Source organism: Pseudomonas sp. D5(2026) (assembly GCF_057766845.1).
Map to the genome: position 1 here is coordinate 1,565,370 of NZ_CM173421.1, position 20,712 is coordinate 1,586,081.

Consider the following 20,712-nt stretch of genomic DNA (forward strand, 5'->3'; position numbering starts at 1 on the left):
GTGCCGTCCAGGCCTGAAAGTCTGCTTATCCCCAAGCGCACCGCCTCTCCACCAAGGTCGTCATCGTGTCAGAGCAGCCACTCGTCAGTATCGCCATTCCTGCCTTCAATGCCGATTTCTTTCAAGCAACCTTGGTCAGTGCGCTTAGCCAAGACTACCCCAACCTGGAAGTCGTCATTTGCGATGACAGTGCTGGTATGGAAATCGAAGCAATCTGCCAGACGCTCGGCAAGGGGACGGCGGTGCCCGTGCGCTATACCCGCAACCCTGTTCGGTTGGGTTTTGCACGTAATCTGCAAGCATGCCTGGAGCAGGCCAGCGGGGCGTTGGTGAAGTTTCTGTGTGATGACGACCTGTTGCTCGACAGTTGCATCAGCCAGCAAGCGCAAGTGTTGACGCAGTGGCCTCAGCTCAGCATGGTGATCGGGCAGCGCCTGCTCTGGTCTGCTGATGACATCCTCCTGCCTTCCCGTGCGCTCAATAGCGTGATTGCGCCGCAAAGTGCGGTGCTTGTGGGTACGGACTTGCTGGCCAGCATCGCCGAGAATGTCCCGAACCTGTTTGGTGGTATCAGTCATGTGCTGTTCCGTCGAGCCCAGGTGCTGGAGTACCTGCCGCAACTGGTCCAGGGCGGCCAGGGGTTCGCCGCACGACTGGACCTGGCCTTGTATGCATGTCTGCTGCGCCGTGGGCATCTGGCGAGCCTGGAACGCATACTGAGTGTGGAGCGCATCCACCCAGGCCGGCTCAGTCATCACTCCAGCATGACTGAGGCCTACAAGCATGAAACCGAATGGCTGCAGCAGATGCTGGCGGCGCGCACCGGCGAGTTGGCCCCGGCCAATGGCTGGGTCCGTTACCTGCCGCTGGAGACTTACGACCCTGAGGCCGACCAGGCCTGGGAGGAGTTGGACATTCGCCGCTTCCATGCCGGTCAGGTCGCGAATTTCTCGCAGCAGGTGGGCAGTCACGCCCTCAGCTTTGCCGAGCTCTATGCCGAATGGCTGGCCTGCCGCAACCTGTCAGACGGGCAGTTGCGGTTGCTGCCGAAGCGGATCGAACAGTGGCCAGCACAGCCTGGCATCGTCCCGATCGTAACCTGTCGCGAGGGCGATGAAGGCGCACTGCGCTCTACCCTGGACAGCCTGGCTGCACAGTCCTATGCCGCCAGCGAGGTGTTGGTGCTGGTGCCTGATCGCTTCGACAAGGTTGACGCGGCAGGCGTGCAATACCTGGTCTTGGACGGCAGTGGGTACGCTCAACTCAACCAGTGGCTGGCAGGCGCGCGCGTTGCCGACTGGGTGCTGCTGTTGCGTGCCGGTGATCGCCTACGGCCGCATGCACTGGTCGTCATGGGCGAGCGCATGGCGCTGCGCGCCGATAGCATGTGTCTGTACACCGATGAAGACACCTTTGGAGTACTGGCGCCCGGCAACCCGATTTTCAAGCCGGACTTCAACCTCGATTTGATGCGCAGTGTGCCCTACGTGGGCCGTACCCTGGCATTCAAGCGTGCGGCGCTGCTGGCACTGGAGGGGTTCGATACCCAGTTCGAGAGCCTGGCGCCACAGGATCTGCTATGGCGAATGGTCGAGGCTTATGGCTTGCATGTGGTAGAGCACGTCGCGCAGATGCTGGTGCACTGCCAGTCGGGGTACGCAGACTGGATGAACGAGACAGCAGGGCAGGCAGAGGCGGCACGTGTGGTCGAGGCACACTTGCGTCGTATAGGTGTCGACGCTTTGGTGGAGGGCGCTGCCGGCAGCTTGATCACACGTGTGACCTATCGGCATGAGCAGCAGGCAAGCGTATCGATCCTGATTCCCGCAGGGGCCGACCTGAATGCGCTCAGGCGTTGTGTCGAGTCGCTATTCCAGTACACGGAATATAGCCAGTTCGAAGTGCTGGTCATCGCCAATGGCGACGAGCCGCAGGCTGTCGCCGAGTGGTTGGCGGCGATGCGTGGCCTGGGCAGTGACCAGTTGCGCGTCATCGATGTTCAGGCGCAAGGTAGGGCGGCGATACTCAACCAGGCCAGTCGCCATGCGCAGGGAGAATACTTGCTGTTGCTCGCGCCGGAATGTGCGCTGTTCGAACCGCGTTGGCTCAGTACCTTGATGAGTCAGGCGCAGCGTCCCGAGGTCGGTCTGGTGGGGCCGACGCTATGCGGCAGCAACGGCGAGCTGGTTTCTTCCGGCCTGGTGCTCGGTCTTGGCGGCGGTACAGCAGGTAGCCCATTTCCGGGTAGCTTGCTGACCGCCGAGGGTTACATGGGGCGTCAGCAGTTAGTACAGAACTGGAGCGCACTGAGCCTGGACTGCCTGCTCATTCGCCGGACGCTGTTCGAGGAGCTTGAGGGGCTGGACACCTCGGCATTCCAGGTCACGTTGTTTGACGTTGACCTCTGTCTGCGTGCGCGTGAAAAAGGCTTCCTGTCGGTGGGGACACCCTTTGCTCGCGTCATGAGGCTAGCGGGTGGTGAAGCTGTCGGACTGGCAGAAGAGCTTGCCAGATCCGACCGGGACGTTGCTTATGACCGCTGGCTGAGCCGCATTGCCCGGGACCCAGCCTACAACGACAACCTGAGCCTCAAATTCGCCAGTTTCAACCTGGAGCCAGGCCTGCGCAGTGGTTGGGATCCTTTCATTGCCCGTGCCATGCCGTCAGTGTTGGCGTTGCCGGTCAATACCACGGCAGTGGGGCATTACCGGGTAATCCAGCCGTTCACCGAACTTGAACGGGCGGGCTGGATCCAGGGGCGGGTCAACCACGTCTCCCCAGGCATTATCGAGCTCGAGCGCGAAAAGCCCGATGTGATGATCCTGCAGTGTCGTTACATGCCGGGCAACATCAGGGAAATGGCGCAGTTCAAACGCTTCTCGCATGCGCGGATGATCTACGAGCTGGACGACTACATCATCGATCCGCCAAAAAAGAACGACCATGCCCGCAATCTGCCCAGCAACCTTGCCGAGTTGGTGGCCCAAGGCATCGGGCAGTGTGATCGGCTGGTGTGTTCGACCGAGCCGCTGGCTGATGCGTTATCCAGCATGCACCAGGATATTCGTGTAGTGCCCAACATGTTGTCCGCCGCGCTCTGGGCTGGCCTGTCCAGTCAGCGTCAGACAAGTATCCGGCCGCGAGTCGGGTGGGCAGGTGGCACCAGCCATCGTGGTGATCTGGAACTGTTGCAAGAGGTGGTGAAGACGCTTGCCAACGAGGTTGACTGGGTCTTCTTCGGTATGTGTCCGGACCCCTTGCGCCCCTATGTGAAAGAGTTTCACAAGGCGGTTCAATTGGCTGACTACCCACGCAAGCTCGCCAGCCTCAACCTTGACCTGGCGCTGGCGCCGTTGGAGCAGAACCTGTTCAACGACTGCAAGAGCAACCTGCGCTTGCTGGAGTACGGTGCGTGTGGTTTTCCGGTGATCTGCAGCGACACCAAGGCCTACGCCGGCTACCTGCCATGTACCCGGGTCAAGGACAACACCACCGAGCAATGGCTGGACGCGATTCGCATGCACCTGGCTGATCCGCAGGCCAGCTACCGTCAGGGCGATGCCCTGCGTGCGGAAGTGCTGCGTGACTACATGCTGATGCCGCACCATTTGCAGCATTGGGCCAACGCCTGGTTGGCAGACTGAACGGGGGCGTGGGGAGATGCCCGCGCCTGATTGACAATTGACAGGTGCTATATGATCGATACCGCAATCGGCTCGCGCAATGATGTGACCGTTGTTTTGCTGGGCGAGGATCAGGCGCACAGCCGCGTCCGCGCGCAGCACTACTACCAGCAGGCTCAGGTGCCCTGTGTGGCGTTTGACTTACCGCCAGGGTCGAGCTCGGCCGGGTTCGCACAGGCCCTCGCGGAATGTCTGGCGGGGCTCGCCACGGCTTATGTGGTGCTGGCGCTGGATACCGACTTCGTGCTGGCCCCATCTCTGGACAATGCAGCGGTGTGCCTGCACGCGCAACCTGGGGTTGTGGCTGCGCAAGGCCAGTTGTTGGGCTACAGGCCTGCGAGTGGCAAGGTCGAGTACTACCGGGTAGGCTCGGCATTTGCGCCTGCCGTTGCCGAAACCGCTACAGCCAGGCTTTTGCAGTACGCCCGGGCTGGGCAGCAAGCCTGGCGTGCAGTCATGCGTGTCTCAACTTTGCAAGCCGTGTTGACGGCCTTGCCAGACAATCTGGATGCGCCTGCCGCGCGTGTGGCGATATCCCTTGCAGTGTTGGCACAAGGGCCGGTTGCACATCTGGCCCAGACCGATGTGGTGAGTGAGCATGAGCCCACCGGCTACAGCCCGGTGGAGCGTGAAGAACGCCTGACTCAGCTGGTGCGCGGCTTGCGTCAGTGGGACGCTGAACTGTATCACCTATATGGCGACGAACAAGGCTACACGGCCCTCAACAGATTCGTGCGCAACACCTACGATCTGGGTGCGACGTCGTTGATCTTCACGTCCAACTGGCGCAGTGTCATCGATGACCCGGAGCGTTTGTTCGAGCCGCATCAGGACGTACAGCTGCCCTATTACAACGGCGCCCTGTTTGCACGGTTGACCGAGCTTGAGTTTCTGTGTCACGCCTGGCCGACCAGCCCTCAGCAGCTACGTGCGCTAGAAGGAATCTGGGTGCAGCAGCGTGACTTGTTGCAAGCGCACCCCAACGATACTGCAGAAAGCTTGAACCACCGCTATTGGCAGGCCTTGGCGTTGAGTCTGTTCAACAGCGAAGTCTGCCATCTGCTGTTGTCCACGCTGGACAGGGCAGAGGAAGCTGCGCATGTTCGTGAGCTGACGGATTGGCTGGCACGCCTCGAACAGGTCCCGGGTATCCATGAGCAATGCCGTTTGCAAGGTACTCCGTCGGGTCAGGTGATCGATGCCATCGCTGCCGCTACACCGGATGAGGCGGGGCGCCAGCGCGTGCTCCGGTACCTGGCAAAGCACCCGGCCGAGCAGATCGCCTTCGTGGTTCTCGATCTTGAAAACGACGATCAAGCGCTTCAGGCTACGTTCGACAGCCTGCTTGCCAGCGGCATACGCAATTTCAAGCTGCTAGTGCTCAAGGCTGGCAAGCCACCGGCCATCACCACGCCGCGCGACACGCTGCATTTCATTCAGGTCAGTGACAGCAATTGGGTGAATCACCTGAATCAGGCGGTACGACAGTTGCCGAGTGCCTGGCTGATGCTGCTGAGTGCTGGTGATGTGCTGCTTGCCGGAGGTCTGTTGCGCCTGTCGGTGGAGCTTGTCGACGCCCCGGCCTGCCATGCCATCGCCGCCAATGAAGTACAGCGTGACAGTCAAGGGCGTTTGCACAGTGTCGAACGCCCAGGTGCGGACCTCGATCTGCTGCGCAGTCAGCCTGGGTTGATGTCTCGGCATTGGCTGGTACGTCGCCAGGCGGTGCTGGATCTGGGGGGGTACAGCGAAACCTGCCGCGAGGCGCTGGAGCTCGACCTGCTGTTGCGACTGGTAGAGGCCCAGGGCTTGAGCAGCCTGGCGCACATGGCCGACTATCTGGTGATCGGACAGCAGGGCGGTAGTGCACTGGATGAGGAAGCTGCCAAGGTGGTTGGTCGGCATCTGACGCAATTGGGTTATCGCGCGCAGGTGAAGATACAGGCAAATGAAGGGTTGTCTATCGACTACCGCCATTCGTCCACGCCGTTGGTAAGCGTGCTCGTCGCGAGTGAAGGCGATGCCTCGCAGCTGCAGGCTTGCCTGCGGAGCGTGCTGCAGCGTACCCGTTACCCACGCTATGAAGTGCTGGTGGTGTGTACCGAGCACGAGGTTGCGGCGCTGCAGCCGTTCGCCGGCAAGGTGCATGTTCTGGTCGGTCAGCCGGGCGGGTCGCGCAGCCAATGGCTGAACCTGGCGGCGAGCCAGGCACGAGGGGCTTATCTGGTGCTGGTGTCTGAGCGCAGTCAGGTCATTACCCCTGCCTGGATCGAGGCGCTGCTCAATGAGGCTCAGCGCCCGGAAGTGGGTGTGGTCGGTGCTTGCCTCGAGGGGGGGGATACTGCGCTTCTGCATGCAGGTTATGCCTTGCTGCAGGGGCCGCAGTTGGCTTCGCCCTGGCAGGGCATGAAGCCGCTAGCGAGTGCTGAAGCCCGGTGGCCATTGGCAGTGCGCGGTTGTCAGGCGGTCAGTGCCGACTGCCTGATGGTGAGCAAGGAGGTGTTCGAGCATTGCGCGGGTTTGCAGGTTGCCCAAGGTGCTGATATCGACCTGTGCCGGGCCGTTGTCGAGGCCGGGCAACTGGTGGTCTGGACGCCGCAAGCCAGGCTGCTGCTCAGCGCCCTGCCTGAAGCGGATCATGCGTTGGCGCAGGCGCTGTTCGATCGCTGGCCCTCGGCCTTCAGTGAGCAGGCTGCCTCGTCCTTAGGCTGGCTGGAACAGGTCGAATAGGTCGAGGCGGATTATTGACAGGGCTGCAAGCTGACATCGCAGCCCTGTGGTGCCTGTTTCGACACTACCCGCGAGCCCGGCCGTTCAAGGCCGGCTCCACGCTTGAGCGGTATCTCCCGCTGCACGCGCATTTACCTTGCCCACTCAGGCTGATTGGCAATCTTTTTGCTAGATAACGGCAACGTACTGAATTGGTCAGTATTTTGTCAGCCCGCTATGGGCGTCAGCCTGTCAAGGTGTGTCGACAATGAAAGCAGTCATCCTGGCCGGTGGCCTGGGTACCCGTATCAGTGAAGAGTCGCATCTGCGCCCGAAACCGATGATCGAAATTGGTGGCAAGCCCATCATTTGGCACATCATGAAAATCTACTCCCACCACGGGATCAACGATTTCGTGATTTGCCTCGGTTACAAGGGCTATGTGATCAAGGAGTACTTCGCGAACTATTTCCTGCACATGTCAGATGTCACCTTCGACATGTCGGAAAACCAGATGCATATCCACAACCGTCATGCCGAGCCTTGGCGAGTCACGCTGGTGGACACTGGCGAGAATACGGCAACTGGCGGGCGCCTCAAGCGGGTACGCGATTACGTTGGCGACGAAACCTTCTGCCTGACTTACGGCGACGGCGTTGCCGATGTGGACCTGCCAGCCCTGATCGATTTCCACAACCGCCATGGCAAGCTGGCGACCGTCACTGCCGTTCAGCCGCCCGGGCGTTACGGTGCACTGGATGTGCGAGGCGAGCAGGTGCATGGCTTCCAGGAAAAGCCACTGGGCGACGGTGGCTGGATCAATGGCGGCTTCTTCGTGCTCGAACCTGGGATCTTCGACTATATCGAGGGCGACGCTACCACTTGGGAATATGAGCCGATGCGTGCCTTGGCGCAGGATGGCCAACTGATGACCCACGTGCACCGTGGCTTCTGGCAGGCCATGGACACGCTGCGCGATCGCAGTTACCTGGAAGAGCGCTGGAAGGCCGATGAAGCACAATGGCGCATCTGGTCATGAGCCGTAGCTTCTGGTCGGGGCGTCGGGTTTTCCTGACAGGGCACAGCGGCTTCAAAGGCGGCTGGCTAGCCCTTTTTCTGCGGGAGATGGGCGCCGAAGTGTATGGCTACTCCCTGGCCCCCGATACCTCGCCCTCGCTTTATGGCAGCGCCAGGCTGGCTGAGTGCGTGGCTGGCGAGTTTGCCGATGTTCGTGATGCTGACCGGTTGCTGCGCAGCGTTGCGGCATTTCGCCCCGAGATTGTCCTGCACCTGGCCGCGCAGCCGTTGGTGCGCGAGTCCTATCGCAGCCCGGCGCAAACATACGCCACCAACGTTACCGGCACGCTCAACCTGCTTGAAGCCGTACGGCAGTGCGACAGTGTGCGTGCCGTACTGGTAGTCACCAGTGACAAGTGCTACGAGAACCGCGAATGGCAATGGCCATACCGTGAGCAGGATGCCTTGGGGGGGCATGACCCTTACAGCAGCAGCAAGGCGTGTGTCGAGCTGCTTTGCGCCTCATGGCGCGAGTCGTTCCTGCGCGACCGCGGAGTGGCGCTTGCGACGGCCCGTGCGGGCAACGTGATTGGTGGCGGTGACTGGTCAGCAGACCGGTTGCTGCCCGATATCCTGCGTGCCTGGGAAGCCGGGGAGTCGGTGACCTTGCGCTATCCCGATGCCGTGCGCCCGTGGCAGCACGTACTCGACCCGCTTGAGGGCTACCTGCTGCTGGCCCAGGCGTTGATCGAGCGTGGTCAGGACGTGGCAGAAGCCTGGAATTTCGGCCCTGACAGCGGTGGGACGGCTACCGTGGGTGAGTTGGTCCATGCCATGGCGCAGTTGTGGCCAGGCGAAGCGGGTTGGTCTGTCGACCCGCACGTGCAGCCCCATGAAGCAGGCTTGTTGACCCTCGACTCCTCCAGAGCTCGCCAACGCTTGGGCTGGCGGCCCAAGTGGGGCCTGAAGCAATCGTTGCGTCACACCCTTGAATGGCATCGCGCCTGGCGCGATGGCCAAGACATGCAGCAATACTGCCGCACGCAAATAGCGGCACACGAAGGTGAGTTCAATGACTGATCAAACGGCGCAGCGGTTGCGCCAGCAAATTACCGAGCTCGTTGGCCGTTATGCCGAACTGGAACTGGCCGCGCCCGTTTTTGTACCTGGCCAGCATGCGGTTCCGCCCTCTGGCAAAGTCATTGGTGCACCCGAACTGCAAGCCATGACCGAAGCTGTACTGGACGGCTGGTTGACCACCGGGCGCTTCAATCAGGCATTCGAAAAACGCCTGGCACGTTACCTGGGGCGGCGTGGCGTGCTCACCGCCAACTCCGGCTCTTCGGCGAACCTGTTGGCGTTTTCCGCCTTGACTTCGCCACGCCTGGGGGATCGTGCCATTCGTAAGGGGGACGAGGTGATTGGCGTGGCGGCGGGTTTTCCTACCACCGTCAACCCGATCCTGCAATTTGGTGCCGTGCCGGTCTTCGTCGATATCGAGATGGGTACGTATAACGTCGACCCGGCCTTGATCGAGGCGGCGATCAGCCCGCGGACCAAGGCGATCATGCTGGCCCACACGCTGGGCAATCCGTTCAACCTGGCCGTGGTACGAGAATTGTGCGACCGCTACGGTTTATGGTTGATCGAGGACTGCTGCGATGCGCTCGGCGCCACATACGATGGCCGCCAGGTAGGCAGCTTTGGCGACCTCGGTACGCTCAGCTTCTATCCGGCCCACCATATCACCATGGGCGAGGGCGGGGCGGTTTTCACCGATTCTCCGCTGCTCAAGCGTATCGTCGAATCGTTCCGTGATTGGGGGCGTGACTGCTATTGCGGACCAGGCGAAGACAATACTTGCAGCAAGCGTTTCTGCTGGCAGCTGGGCGACCTACCGCAAGGTTACGACCACAAGTACACCTATTCCCACCTGGGCTACAACCTCAAGATCACCGACATGCAGGCGGCCTGTGCGTTGGCGCAGATGGACCGGGTGGATGATTTCATCGCTGCACGCAAGCGTAACTTTGCCTGGCTCAGCGAGCGCTTGTCCGGGTGTGTGGAGCAGCTGATCCTGCCACATGCCACCCCCAACAGCGACCCGTCCTGGTTCGGCTTCCCGCTGACGCTGCGTGATGGTTGTGGCGTCGAGCGGCTGGATCTTTTGCGTCATCTCGATGCGCAGAAGGTGGGTACTCGCCTGCTGTTCGCTGGCAATCTTACACGACAGCCCTACATGAAAGACCAGCAATACCGGGTAGCCAGTGACCTGACGGTGACAGACAAGATCATGAAGGACACCTTCTGGGTCGGTCTGTGGCCAGGGCTTGGCAAAGACCATCTTGAGCATGTGGCCGACAGCATCGAAGCCTATGTACGGAGGCTGCGTTGATGGGCGTATTCGCGTGTGAACGGTTTACCGGGCGCGGCCGCAGGTTGTTCGCCCGAGCCAGCGTCGCACGCCCGTCGTTGCCACATCCAGGATGCAGCTTGTGAGCACTCAGCACTATCCGCCATTGCACGTTGTGTCGCCGCGCCCGTATTACATCGTTGCGCCCGCCTACCGGCATAACTCGGCCGGTATCCGGGTGATGCACATGTTGTGTCACCTGCTGAACCGGTGCGGCCAGGATGCCTACCTGTACAGCTCCACGACCAACCCGATGTGGCACACTCCGCTGCTCACCAATGAGCTGAGGCAGCAGCATGAGCAGGCCGGGCGCCAGCCTATCGTGGTGTACCCGGAGGTGGTCTCGGGGAACCCGACCAACGCACGGTCGGTAGTGCGTTACTTGCTCAACGTGCCAGGGTTGATCGCAGGGGATACGGAGTTTGCCGACTCGGAAATGATCTTTGCCTACGGTGAGCATCTGCTGCCCAATGGGGCAGGGGCTGAGCGCATACTGTTTCTGCCGCCGATCGACACGTCGCTGTTCAACAACCATGGCAACCCCTATGACGGCCATCGCAAAGGTTGGCTGATCTATCCGGGGCGCCATACCCATGCACTTCAGGAACACCCCGAGCTGGCGGCGAGATGCACGCTCATTACCAACGAATGGCCAGCCACCCCTCGGGAAATGGCTGAGCTGTTCCGGCGCAGTGAGGGCATTTATTGCTTCTCTTCCACCGCAACTGCGCTGGAAGCGATGTTGTGTGGTTGTCCGGCCGTGGTGCTTAAATCGCCCTTTTTCGATGGTACGCCGCTCGGTATTGGCGAGTTCGGCACACACGGGCTGGCCTTCGAAGACACGCCTGAGGCTATCGAGCATGCCCGATCGGGTTTGGCCATCGTTCAGCAAAAGTACGCTGACTTGCAGGGCCGGTTCTGGGAACAATTGGCTAGTTTCATCGAACAGACCCAGGCCATGCCATGCACAGACCTGCAACCAGATGCCATGCAGGGGGCAGCAGGTCGGCCAGATGCACAGGTTGCCCAGTGGCTGCGGTCCCGTCGCCCTACTGATGCCCAGGCAGAGCTGATCGCCCGGCGTCTGGAAGACAGGCGCGTGGATTTGCCCTGGTTCGATTTCGTCATCATCCCGGACGGCCAGCCAGCTGCGGTCGAGGCGACGCGCAAAAGCCTGCAGGGGCAGATGTATCAGCAGGTCGCCGTCCACTTGCCAGCTGATTGCGAGCTTGCCACGCTTAACCAGTTGGTCCTGCAACAAGGGACCGGACAGTGGCTCTGCTTTGTGCGTGCGGGTACCACGTTCACACCGTTCGGGTTGTTGATGCTCGCACTGGAATTGCTTGAGGGCGACCAAGTGCGTGCGGTGTATGCCGATGAACTGGTTACCACCCCGCAGGGCACCCAACAGGCGCTGCTGCGCCCCGACTTCAATCTCGACATGCTGCTGGCCAGCCCGGCCCAACTGGCGCGGCATTGGTTCTATCGCCGCGAGGTATTCCTTGAGGCAGGCGGTTTCGACCTGGCCTGCGCGGGGGCGGCGGAGCTCGCGTTGCTGTTGCACTTGATCGAAGATGCCGATGGCCTCGACGGGCTGGCTCATGTTAGCGAGCCTGTGTGCATTTCGCCGGGCGAGGCGCCTGTTCACAGCCCTCAGGAACAGGCGGTGCTGCTGCGCCATTTGCAACGGCGCGGCTACACCCAGGCGCAGGTGCGCATGCACCGGCCAGGCATTCATCGCATCGATTATGGTCACGCCGAGCAGCCATTGGTTTCGCTGGTTGTGCCATGCAGCGGGCGTCTCGATCACGTACAACGCTGCGTGCATGCTTTGCTTGAAAAGACCCGTTACCCCCACTTCGAGATTTTGCTGGTAAACGATGGCAGCGGGAGCCCGGCTACCCGAGCCTGGCTGGCTGGCCTTGTGGCGCGGGAGCAAAACCTGGTCAGCGTGCTGAGTGACGCGTCGGTACGTGACCATGCCACTGCCTGTAATCTGGCGGCCAGGCATGCGCGGGGCGAGTACTTGGTGCTGCTGCACGAGGATACCGTGATTGTGCACGATGACTGGCTGGATGCCTTGCTCAACCACGGCCAGCGCCCGGAAGTAGGCATCGTCGGCGCCAGGTTGATGCATCCCAATGGCATGGTCGAACAGGCGGTGCAGGTCCTGGGCTTGAACGGCCCTGGCAACTCGGCGTTTTCCGGGCTTGCGCAGGATGAGGGGTACATGCGCCGGCTTGAGCTGGATCAGAACCTGAGTGCCGTGTCTGGCGCTTGTCTGCTGATTCGCCGGGCGCTTTACCAGGATGTGGGTGGAATGGACGAGCGCCTGACGCAGCGCACGGGTGCCAGCCTCGATCTATGTCTGAAGGCGCGGCAGGCTGGTTATCTTACGGTGTGGACCCCCCATGCAGTGGTGGTGTGCGAAGGGCAGGGCGAGTGTCTGCCTGCCGAAGCGGTCGAGGCCGAACAGGAAGCGGTGTATGGCAGATGGCTGCCTGTCATCGCCCGCGATCCGGCCTACAACCGCAACCTGTCTTTGCAGGGAGCTGGCTTTGAGCTCGAGACTGACCCGGGCCTGTCATGGAACCCCCTGAGCTGGCATCCGTTACCCGTGCTGTTGAGCATGCCGGGCGAACTTGCCGGCGCTGCTCGTAGCCGGATCGTCGATCCTGCCTTGTCCATGAGTATTGCCGGCCTGGCTGATGTCCGACTGGCCTTGCGGCCTTATCTGCCCGCCGAGGTGGAGCGGCTGCAGCCCGACAGTTGGGTAATGGGGCGGCCGGCAAACGACGCGCAAATTCAGGCGTTACGTTGCAACGCCCGGTTCTCCCGCGCATTCAAGGTGGGCGATGTGAATGCCGACTTGCCTGGCCTGGCTGAAGACGATATTGCAGGTGCGCTGCGGTGGTCTGTCGGCGTTGTGGACCGGCTGGTAGTGCCAACCCAGGCTTTGGCTGAAGCGCTGCAAGGCTTCTGCGCCGATATTCGTGTCGTGCCGGATCGTCTGCACCCGGCCCGCTGGGGGGCGTTGGCCACTCGACGGCAGCCAGGTAGTCGCCCTCGTATAGGGTGGGTGGGTGATCAGTTCGACGCCCGCGTTCAGCGCCTCATGCTGGAGATCGTTCAGGCCATGCGTGCTGATGTGGACTGGGTCTGTCTGGGTGAATGCCCGCCCCAGTTGCAGCCCTACCTGCGCGAGTTACATGGCCCGGTGCCCTACGATGACTACCCGCAAAAGCTCATGTCGCTGGGGCTCGACCTGGCGCTGGCACCTCTAGGCGATGGCTGGCTTGACGCGTGTCGCAGCAATGTGCGGCTTCTGGAATATGCCGCGTGCGGCTATCCGCTGGTTTGCAGTGACGTGTTGCCCTATCAAGGGTTGCCCGTGACCCGAGTCAGGAACACGGCCGGCGACTGGGTCAGTGCTATCCAGGCGCACCTTGCCGAGCCTGCTGCCAGCGCAAGGGGCGCGCAAGCACTGCGCGAGCAGGTGCTGGCACGGCACATGCTGGATGAAGGCTATGCACGCCAATGGCTTGACGCCTGGCTGCCAGGTTGAGGGCGGACCACACACTGAGAGCGAACAGTCAACCATTCCAACAGCCGCCGGGCACGTCCCAAGGCGGCGTGTACTGCCGGCATCAGCCGCACATAAAACACAGCATGCCTTGGGGTCAAATCGACCTGGCCCACGGCAACCAGGGGAGTATCCGGTGAAAACCATTAGTCAGCGTGACAAAGATCTGTTTGAAAACCTGTTCGTACTGGAGCTCGCCAACAATCATTGGGGCAAGCTGGAGCGCGGGCTGAAAATTGTCCGCGACCACGGAACGATCGCGCGTTACAACAACGTCAAGGCTGCCATCAAGCTGCAGTTCCGCGATGTCGATGAGTTCATTCATCCTGATTTCAAGGGTACCGCAGACCTTCGCTATGTGAAGAAGACCGAGGACACTCGCCTGACTAAGGCAGAGTTTGCCCGCATGGTGGAAGAAGTCCGCAACCTGAGCTGCATTCCCATGGCGACCCCATTCGACGAAGCCTCGGTCGACCTGTGCGTCGAATTCGACATGCCGATCATCAAGATCGCCAGTTCCGACATGAACGACTGGCCGCTTATCGAGAAAATTGCGTCCACCCGCCGGCCAACCATCATTTCCACGGGCGGCGCATCGGAAAAAGACCTGGACGATATCGTTCGCTACTTTGAAAAGCGTGATATCCCGCTGGCCATCAACCATTGTGTTTCGCTGTACCCCAGCGAGGACGACGAGCTGCAGCTCGATCAGATCGACTACCTGCGCAACCGTTACCCTGGGCATGTCATTGGCTTGTCTACCCATGAGTACCACGACTGGCACTCGTCCATGCTCATTTCCTACGGTAAAGGTGTACGTACCTGGGAAAGGCACATTGATATCCAATACCAAGGTGTGCCGGTTTCCAACTACTGCTCGCTCCCTGAGCAATGCGATACCTGGTACAAGGCCTTCCACAAGGCCAAGGAAATGTGCGGGGGTGTCAGCGGCACTCGACGCATCATTTCGCGTAAAGAAACCGAGTACCTCAATGCACTCGTGCGCGGTGCCTATGCACGTCGGGACCTGTCGCCGGGCTACGTGCTGAACCGGGACGAGTTCGAAAAGGACTTCTACCTTGCAATCCCGCTGCACAAAGGGCAGCTGTCCTGCCGGGAAGTAATGAACGGTGAAACGCTGCTGCAGCCGATCAAGGCAAACGAACGCCTTACTATCGACCACATTGACGGGCCTTACAGTGAAACCCCGGCACTGAAAGAACTGATCCTGGGCCGGGGGCTGTGATGATGGCGACAGTATCCCAGCAAATTGCGCAATGGCTGGTTCAGCAAGGGGTCGAACAGGTTTTCACCGTCACCGGCGGCGGTGCCATGTTCCTCAACCAGGCTTTGGGTGGCCATGAGCACCTGCGTTGCACGTTCATGCACCATGAGCAGGCTTGTGCCATGGCCGCCGAAGGTTATGCGCGCATCACCGGCAAGCCGGCCGTGGTGATGTTGACGACCGGTCCGGGCTCTATCAACGCGCTCAACGGCGTGCATGGGGCGTTCACCGACTCCATCCCCATGATCGTGCTGTCCGGCCAGATCAAGCGCGAAACCTGTGTGTCTTTCCAGGATGTGCCAGGCCTGCGTCAGCTGGGTGACCAGGAGGGGCCGACCATCGCCATGGCTAGCCCGGTCTGCAAGTACGCGCAGATCGTGCGTTCGGAGCAGGATGTGGAGGTCATGCTGCCCAAGGCGTTCGCCGAAGCAGTAGGCGGTCGCCCCGGGCCTGTCTGGCTGGATATCCCACTGGATATCCAGCAATCCAAAGCACAGCTCGATATCCCCGCGCCATCGCTGATCCAGCCGCCCCGAGCCGAGGATTTGCGCGCCGCCTGCCGTGATATCGTCGGCAAGCTGTTGCAATCGCACCGCCCAGTGGTGCTGGGCGGCACTGGCGTGCGCCTTTCACGCACCGAACAACGGCTGCTGGCGCTGGTGGAGCGCTACGGCATCCCCCTGGCGACCGCCTGGACCCATGATCTGATCGCGTCTGATCACCCATTGTTCGCCGGTCGCCCTGGCACTATCGGTACCCGTGCCGGCAACTTCTGCTTGCAGGCGGCTGACTTTGTGCTGGTGCTTGGGTCGCGTCTGAATGTGCGGCAGACCAGCTACAACTGGCAGGCATTCGCCAAGCACGCCTGGGTGGCTCAGGTCGACATTGACGCCGCCGAGCTGAACAAGCCCACCGTGCGCCCGGACTTCGGCGTTGCCGCTGACCTGGCAGACTTCCTCGATGTCTTCGAGCAAGAGCTGGCAAAGGCCACCCTGCAGAGTTTTGCGCCGTGGGTGCAATGGTGCCAGCACATCGGGCGTACCTATCCGGCATCGGCGGAGCACACGCAAAAAGCCGATGGGCCTTTGAACCCGTACCTGATGGTGCAGCGCATCTTTGCGCAGATGCGTGCGGATGACATCGTGGTGTGTGGCAATGCGTCAGCCTGCATCCTGCCATTCCAGATAGGCGCCTTGCAGAAGGATCAGCGCCTGTTCAGCAACTCGGGCTCCGCGTCGATGGGCTATGACCTGCCTGCGGCCATTGGTGCGGCGACGGCCGCGAAAGCGGAGGGCGCACGCCGGGTGATCTGCTTTGCCGGTGACGGCAGCCTGCAGATGAACATTCAGGAGCTGCAAACGCTCAAGACCATCGGCGTCAATGTGATCGTGATTGTGCTTAACAATCGAGGTTACCTCTCGATCTGGCAAACGCACGAAAACTTCTTTGGCCGAGTGATCGGCGCCACGCCCGAATCAGGCGTGGAATTCCCGGACTTCACTGCCGTGGCCAGCGCTTATGGCCTGCGCGCCGAAAGCATCGCTACACAGGGCGACCTGGCACGGCTTGATGCGCTTCTGGAAAGTGATGGCCCGATGTTGATCGACCTGCACGTCGACCCTCGGCAGGAGTTCGTGCCGCGTATCAAGTCGCGGGTCGATGCCAACGGTGCTTTCGTCACCCCGGAACTCGATGACATGCACCCGTTCCTCGAGCCGGAAACGATGGCACAAATTCGTGCAGAAGCTGCAGCGCTGCGTGCCGTCCCCAACACCGATAAAGGTGGTATGTAATGGCTGAGAAGAGAGATCGCTTTCAAGACTTCATTGCACTGCGTGACCGGGCAGCGGACGTTGTACCTGCTCGTATTGATCCAAAGCGGCCGTTGTGGATCTTCGGTGCGGGGAACTTCGGTCGTAGCCTGGCCACCGCCGCACAGCAGCAAGGTATTGCTGTTGCGGGCTTTGTAGAGACATCGCCACGCATCGATTCGGCCCTAGGGTTGCCAGTATTGAACTGGCACGCACTGGCCCTCCAGGTGCCCGAAGCGCAACTTGCACTCGGTATTTTCAATCGCGATGCGCCTTACGATGAGTTGTTGTCGATCGTTGCCGAGGCAGGCTTTGCCAAGCCATTGATGCCTTGGGAGTTGTACGAGCAGTTCGCTTCGGCCCTGGGGTGGCGGTTCTGGCTGAGCAGCCGTAGCTACCTGCTGGACGCCATGGAGCGTATCGGGCGCGTGGCAGACAAGCTGGCTGATGATGAAAGCCAGCAGCTTCTTTATCGGATGTGTGCATTCCGGCTCGGGTTAGACCTGGAGTACGCCAGCTTCCTGTCGGAGGAGGAACGGTACATCAATGCGCTGACGTTGCCGGCCTTGCAGGGGCGCGATATCACGTACGTCGATTGTGGTGCCTACGACGGTGACAGCTACGAAGAGTTGATTGCCTGGCCCGAAATTTCCTGCAGCCGAGCGTTTCTACTTGAGCCTGACCCTGAAAACTTCGCTCGGTTGGTGCAGCGAGTGGGGGCTGAAGATACCCGCGCAATTTGTTTGCCATTGGCGGCCGCTGAGCATTACGGCATTCTCACTTTCAATGCTGGCCAGGGTGAGGCTTGCTCTATCAGCCAGCAAGGTGGCGGCGTATCGATTGCAGCCGTTGCCTTGGATCAGATGCTGCCAAGCGCGCCGGTCGACCTGATCAAACTCGACGTTGAGGGCGCTGAAGCTCAGGTGTTGCGTGGTGCTGAACAGATCATTCGGCGTTGCCGCCCGGTTCTGATTGTGTCGCTGTACCATAACCCTCAGGATTTGTGGGAACTGCCGGAGTTGCTGTTCGAGTTTTGCTCCGATTACCGGTTCCATATTCGGCAGCACTGCCCGAACACGTTCGATTCGGTCTTGTACGCAGTGCCGAACTGATGAACCTGTTATTGACCGGCGGTACCGGTTTTTTCGGCAAGGCGCTGTTGCGGCATTGGCTGGATATCGCCAATGCAGGTTTGCAGGTGCCGTTGGTCACGGTATTGAGCCGATCGCCAGAGGCTTTTCTGGCCAGGCATCCTGAGTTTTCCGGCTTGGCGTGGCTGCGTCTGCAGCATGGCGACATTCTGCAGCCTGCGTCCTTCCCTGAAGCGAGGGGCTTCACTCATGTTTTGCATGCGGCAGCCGATTCGACTGCCGGGGCACAGCTCAGTCCATTGCAGCGCTATATCCAGATCGTCGATGGCACCCGTCATGTGCTGGATTATTCCGTCAGGCAGCGTATCCCGCGCTTGTTGATGACCAGTTCCGGTGGCGTGTACGGCCCCCAGCCGCAGGGCATGGAGCAGATCCCCGAGGATTACCATGGCTTGCCCGACCCGTTGGAGCCTGCCCATGCCTATAGCGTTGCCAAGCGCTGCGCCGAGCATCTGTGCATTTTGTACCAGCAGCAGTTTGGCCTGGAGGTGGTCATCGCCCGCTGTTTCGCCTTCGTCGGCAGGGACCTGCCGCGCGATGTGCACTTCGCGATAGGCAATTTCATTCGCGACGCCCTTGAATCGAACGCCATTCGCGTCAGCGGGGATGGAACGCCTGTGCGGTCTTACATGGACCAGCGTGACCTGGCTCACTGGCTGGATGTGATGCTGCGTCAAGGTCGCGCGGGCACTGCTTACAACGTCGGGTCGGATAAGGCGGTGACGATCGCTGAGCTCGCTCATCAGGTGCGTGACGTGCTGTCACCACAAAAACCTGTGCACATTGCAGCTGCACAGGCTGCCGTGGGGAGTTTCCGGAACCGGTATGTGCCGTGCATCGACAAGGCGCGCTCGGAGCTCGGGTTGCAGTTGCGTCATGGCTTGCAGCAGTCGATCAAGGACGCGGCGATTTAGAGGGCTGCCCGGTTGAACTGGCCGCGGCGCAATAACCCCATTTTTACCTGGACATGCTAGGTCTGACTTCATGATCAACGATGTGTTTCCCGCCAGTGCACGCGAACGCGTTGCTACCCGGTGCGTTTGCTGTGGGTCGGCGCAGTTGTCGCGGTCTCCTGCGGTGCTGATGCCTTTTGTGTCGCATCGGGCGCTTGGTTGGGCGCCCGCAGTCATCGACGACAGTTGGGGGTTGAACAGTATCCCTCAGGGAACGGCCTACTGCGTGTGCAATACCCTTCACTGCGCGCGGTGTGAGTTCCTGTTTCTGGATATCCGGTTTTCGGAACGGGAGATGCAGCGCCTCTATGACGGTTACTACGGCAAGGCTTATGAAGATTTGCGAGAACACTATGAGCCAGGCTTCAGGGAGCGCAACAAAGCACTGAGCGCGCCCAGCGAGCTGCTTGGCCTGACCCGTTCATACATTCTTCGGCATATCGCGCCTACGCAGGTTCTGGATTGGGGTGGAGGGGATGGCTCCAATACACCTTTCAAAGGGCAGGGCTACTCGACCGATATCTACGATATCGACAAAAAGCCCACCGTGCCCGGTACCAGCAGCGTGACCAAGGACGAGGTGCGAGGCCGCTCCTACGATTTGATCGTGTGCCGGCATGTGCTTGAGCATGTTCCTTATCCAACGGACACACTTGCGCAGATAAGCGCCTGCATGCACGACGATACGTTGCTGTACGTTGAGTTACCCCACGAGGTGTTGATGGTTGGCAACAATCAGGTTTCGGCTGAGCAAAAGCGGCACTGGCATGAACATATCAACTTCTTTTCGGTGGCAGCGCTTACCCATCTGTTCGCACTTGGCGGTTTCACCGTCCTGGATATTCAGTCAACCGCGTTTGCCAGCGATGCCAAGCTGGGTTCGGCAGGGCACCTGCTTCAGGCGGTTGTGAAAAAGGCACCTGGAGGCGCGTGACCTTAGGGGGGGCGGCGCTCGGGCTGCGTGAAAACCATGCAAAAGCGGCCCCGGCATTGCGGCATTTGCCGCTTTGGTCGTATAACCGTGACTTGGCAGTCGAAACGTGCATCTTTAATCTATCAAGTCAGCGGGCAGCTACGTCGATGGCCTGACGAGGCCAGTTTCAGGCCCGATCCCGCACTATCCGCCATGTCAACCGGGAAGCCACAATGATTGGCATTAAAAGCATCGCCAGTTACGTACCTGTGAATGGTGTAGACAACTACGCCCAAGGTGCGAAATTCGGCAAGGATCAAGAGTTCATTTTCGGCAAGATCGGTTCCACCTTCTTGCCGCGCAAGGATGCCAACCAGGAAACATCCGATCTTTGCGTCGAGGCAGCCAATGCATTGTTTGCCGCCAACCCGTCGCTGAATCCAGCTGCCATTGACGCAGTGATAGTGGTCACTCAGAACGGCGATGCCGAAGGTCTGCCGCATACCGCGGCAATTGTTCAGCACAAGCTCGGGCTTTCGACCGCCGTTGCGGCCTTCGATATTTCACTGGGCTGCTCGGGCTATGTCTACGGCTTGTATGCGATGAAGGGTTTCATGGAGGCCGCGGGCCTCAAAAACGGCCTGCTGATCACTGCCGACCCTTACTCGAAGATTGTCGACCCGGAAGATCGCAATACCACCATGCTGTTTGGTGACGCCGCCACCGCCACCTGGATGGGTGAGGACGCTGCCTGGCAATTGGGCAAGTCGTTGTTCGGCAGCGATGGCGCGGGTGCCGAGCACTTGCGTACCACCGATGGCAAGTTCTTCATGAATGGTCGCCAAGTCTATAACTTTGCCTTGGTCAAGGTGCCGGCGCACTTGCAACAGTTGCTTGAAGCCAGCTCACTTCAGGCCGACGACATCGACCTGTACTGCCTGCATCAGGGCAGCGCGGCGATCGTGGATGCCGTTTCGTCGCGCTTCGATGAGGGCGAGCACAAGCAGAAGTTTGTCAAGGATATGGTCGAGACGGGCAATACCGTGTCCTCGAGCATACCGCTGCTGCTGGAAAAGCACGTGCTTGGCTCCGGCTGCAAGCGCGTGGCGTTGAGTGGCTTCGGGGTGGGCTTGTCGTGGGGCTCGGCCATTATCGAACGCTGCGACTGACCGTTCGTAGCCTTCAACAACGCCG

Annotated in this window: 12 protein-coding genes; all 12 read left to right on the forward strand. The window is 60.5% G+C overall.

The window, feature by feature from the left end:
• The first annotated feature begins 65 nt into the window (after positions 1-65).
• Positions 66-3,644 (forward strand): glycosyltransferase, encoded by a 3,579-nt coding sequence (locus AC3B5Q_RS07355; RefSeq protein WP_488392955.1) that lies wholly within the window; start codon positions 66-68, stop codon positions 3,642-3,644.
• 51 nt (positions 3,645-3,695) lie between these two features.
• Positions 3,696-6,413, forward strand: coding sequence for a glycosyltransferase (locus tag AC3B5Q_RS07360; protein WP_488392956.1), 2,718 nt, complete (start codon positions 3,696-3,698; stop codon positions 6,411-6,413).
• Between the two features lie 247 nt (positions 6,414-6,660).
• Positions 6,661-7,431, forward strand: coding sequence for a glucose-1-phosphate cytidylyltransferase (rfbF, locus tag AC3B5Q_RS07365; protein WP_012051609.1), 771 nt, complete (start codon positions 6,661-6,663; stop codon positions 7,429-7,431).
• Positions 7,413-8,489: a CDP-glucose 4,6-dehydratase gene (rfbG, locus tag AC3B5Q_RS07370; RefSeq protein ID WP_488392957.1), complete on the forward strand. Its 1,077-nt coding sequence runs from the start codon at positions 7,413-7,415 to the stop codon at positions 8,487-8,489. Before rfbF ends, rfbG begins: the two co-directional genes overlap by 19 nt.
• On the forward strand, positions 8,482-9,804 hold the full coding sequence (rfbH, locus tag AC3B5Q_RS07375) for a lipopolysaccharide biosynthesis protein RfbH (RefSeq protein ID WP_488392958.1): 1,323 nt from the start codon (positions 8,482-8,484) through the stop codon (positions 9,802-9,804). Before rfbG ends, rfbH begins: the two co-directional genes overlap by 8 nt.
• 91 nt (positions 9,805-9,895) lie before the next feature.
• The gene (locus AC3B5Q_RS07380; protein WP_488392959.1) at positions 9,896-13,387 is read left to right on the forward strand and encodes a glycosyltransferase; all 3,492 of its coding nucleotides are present in this window, start codon (positions 9,896-9,898) and stop codon (positions 13,385-13,387) included.
• A gap of 154 nt (positions 13,388-13,541) precedes the next feature.
• A complete protein-coding gene (locus AC3B5Q_RS07385) occupies positions 13,542-14,651 on the forward strand; it encodes an N-acetylneuraminate synthase family protein (protein WP_012051613.1) in 1,110 nt (369 codons plus the stop codon).
• Positions 14,652-14,653: 2 nt separating this feature from the next.
• Positions 14,654-16,483: a thiamine pyrophosphate-binding protein gene (locus tag AC3B5Q_RS07390; protein WP_488392960.1), complete on the forward strand. Its 1,830-nt coding sequence runs from the start codon at positions 14,654-14,656 to the stop codon at positions 16,481-16,483.
• Positions 16,483-17,613 carry an FkbM family methyltransferase gene (locus tag AC3B5Q_RS07395; protein WP_488392961.1) on the forward strand — a complete coding sequence of 377 codons (1,131 nt, stop codon included), beginning with the start codon at positions 16,483-16,485 and terminating at the stop codon, positions 17,611-17,613. The genes AC3B5Q_RS07390 and AC3B5Q_RS07395 overlap by 1 nt, the downstream gene beginning before the upstream one ends.
• Positions 17,613-18,566, forward strand: a complete 954-nt coding sequence (locus AC3B5Q_RS07400) for an NAD-dependent epimerase/dehydratase family protein (protein WP_488392962.1) — start codon at positions 17,613-17,615, stop codon at positions 18,564-18,566. The genes AC3B5Q_RS07395 and AC3B5Q_RS07400 overlap by 1 nt, the downstream gene beginning before the upstream one ends.
• 70 nt (positions 18,567-18,636) lie before the next feature.
• Positions 18,637-19,539: a class I SAM-dependent methyltransferase gene (locus tag AC3B5Q_RS07405; protein WP_029611824.1), complete on the forward strand. Its 903-nt coding sequence runs from the start codon at positions 18,637-18,639 to the stop codon at positions 19,537-19,539.
• Between the two features lie 212 nt (positions 19,540-19,751).
• Complete coding sequence (locus AC3B5Q_RS07410) at positions 19,752-20,687, forward strand: ketoacyl-ACP synthase III (RefSeq protein ID WP_014755773.1); 936 nt, start codon at positions 19,752-19,754, stop codon at positions 20,685-20,687.
• Positions 20,688-20,712: the final 25 nt, after the last annotated feature.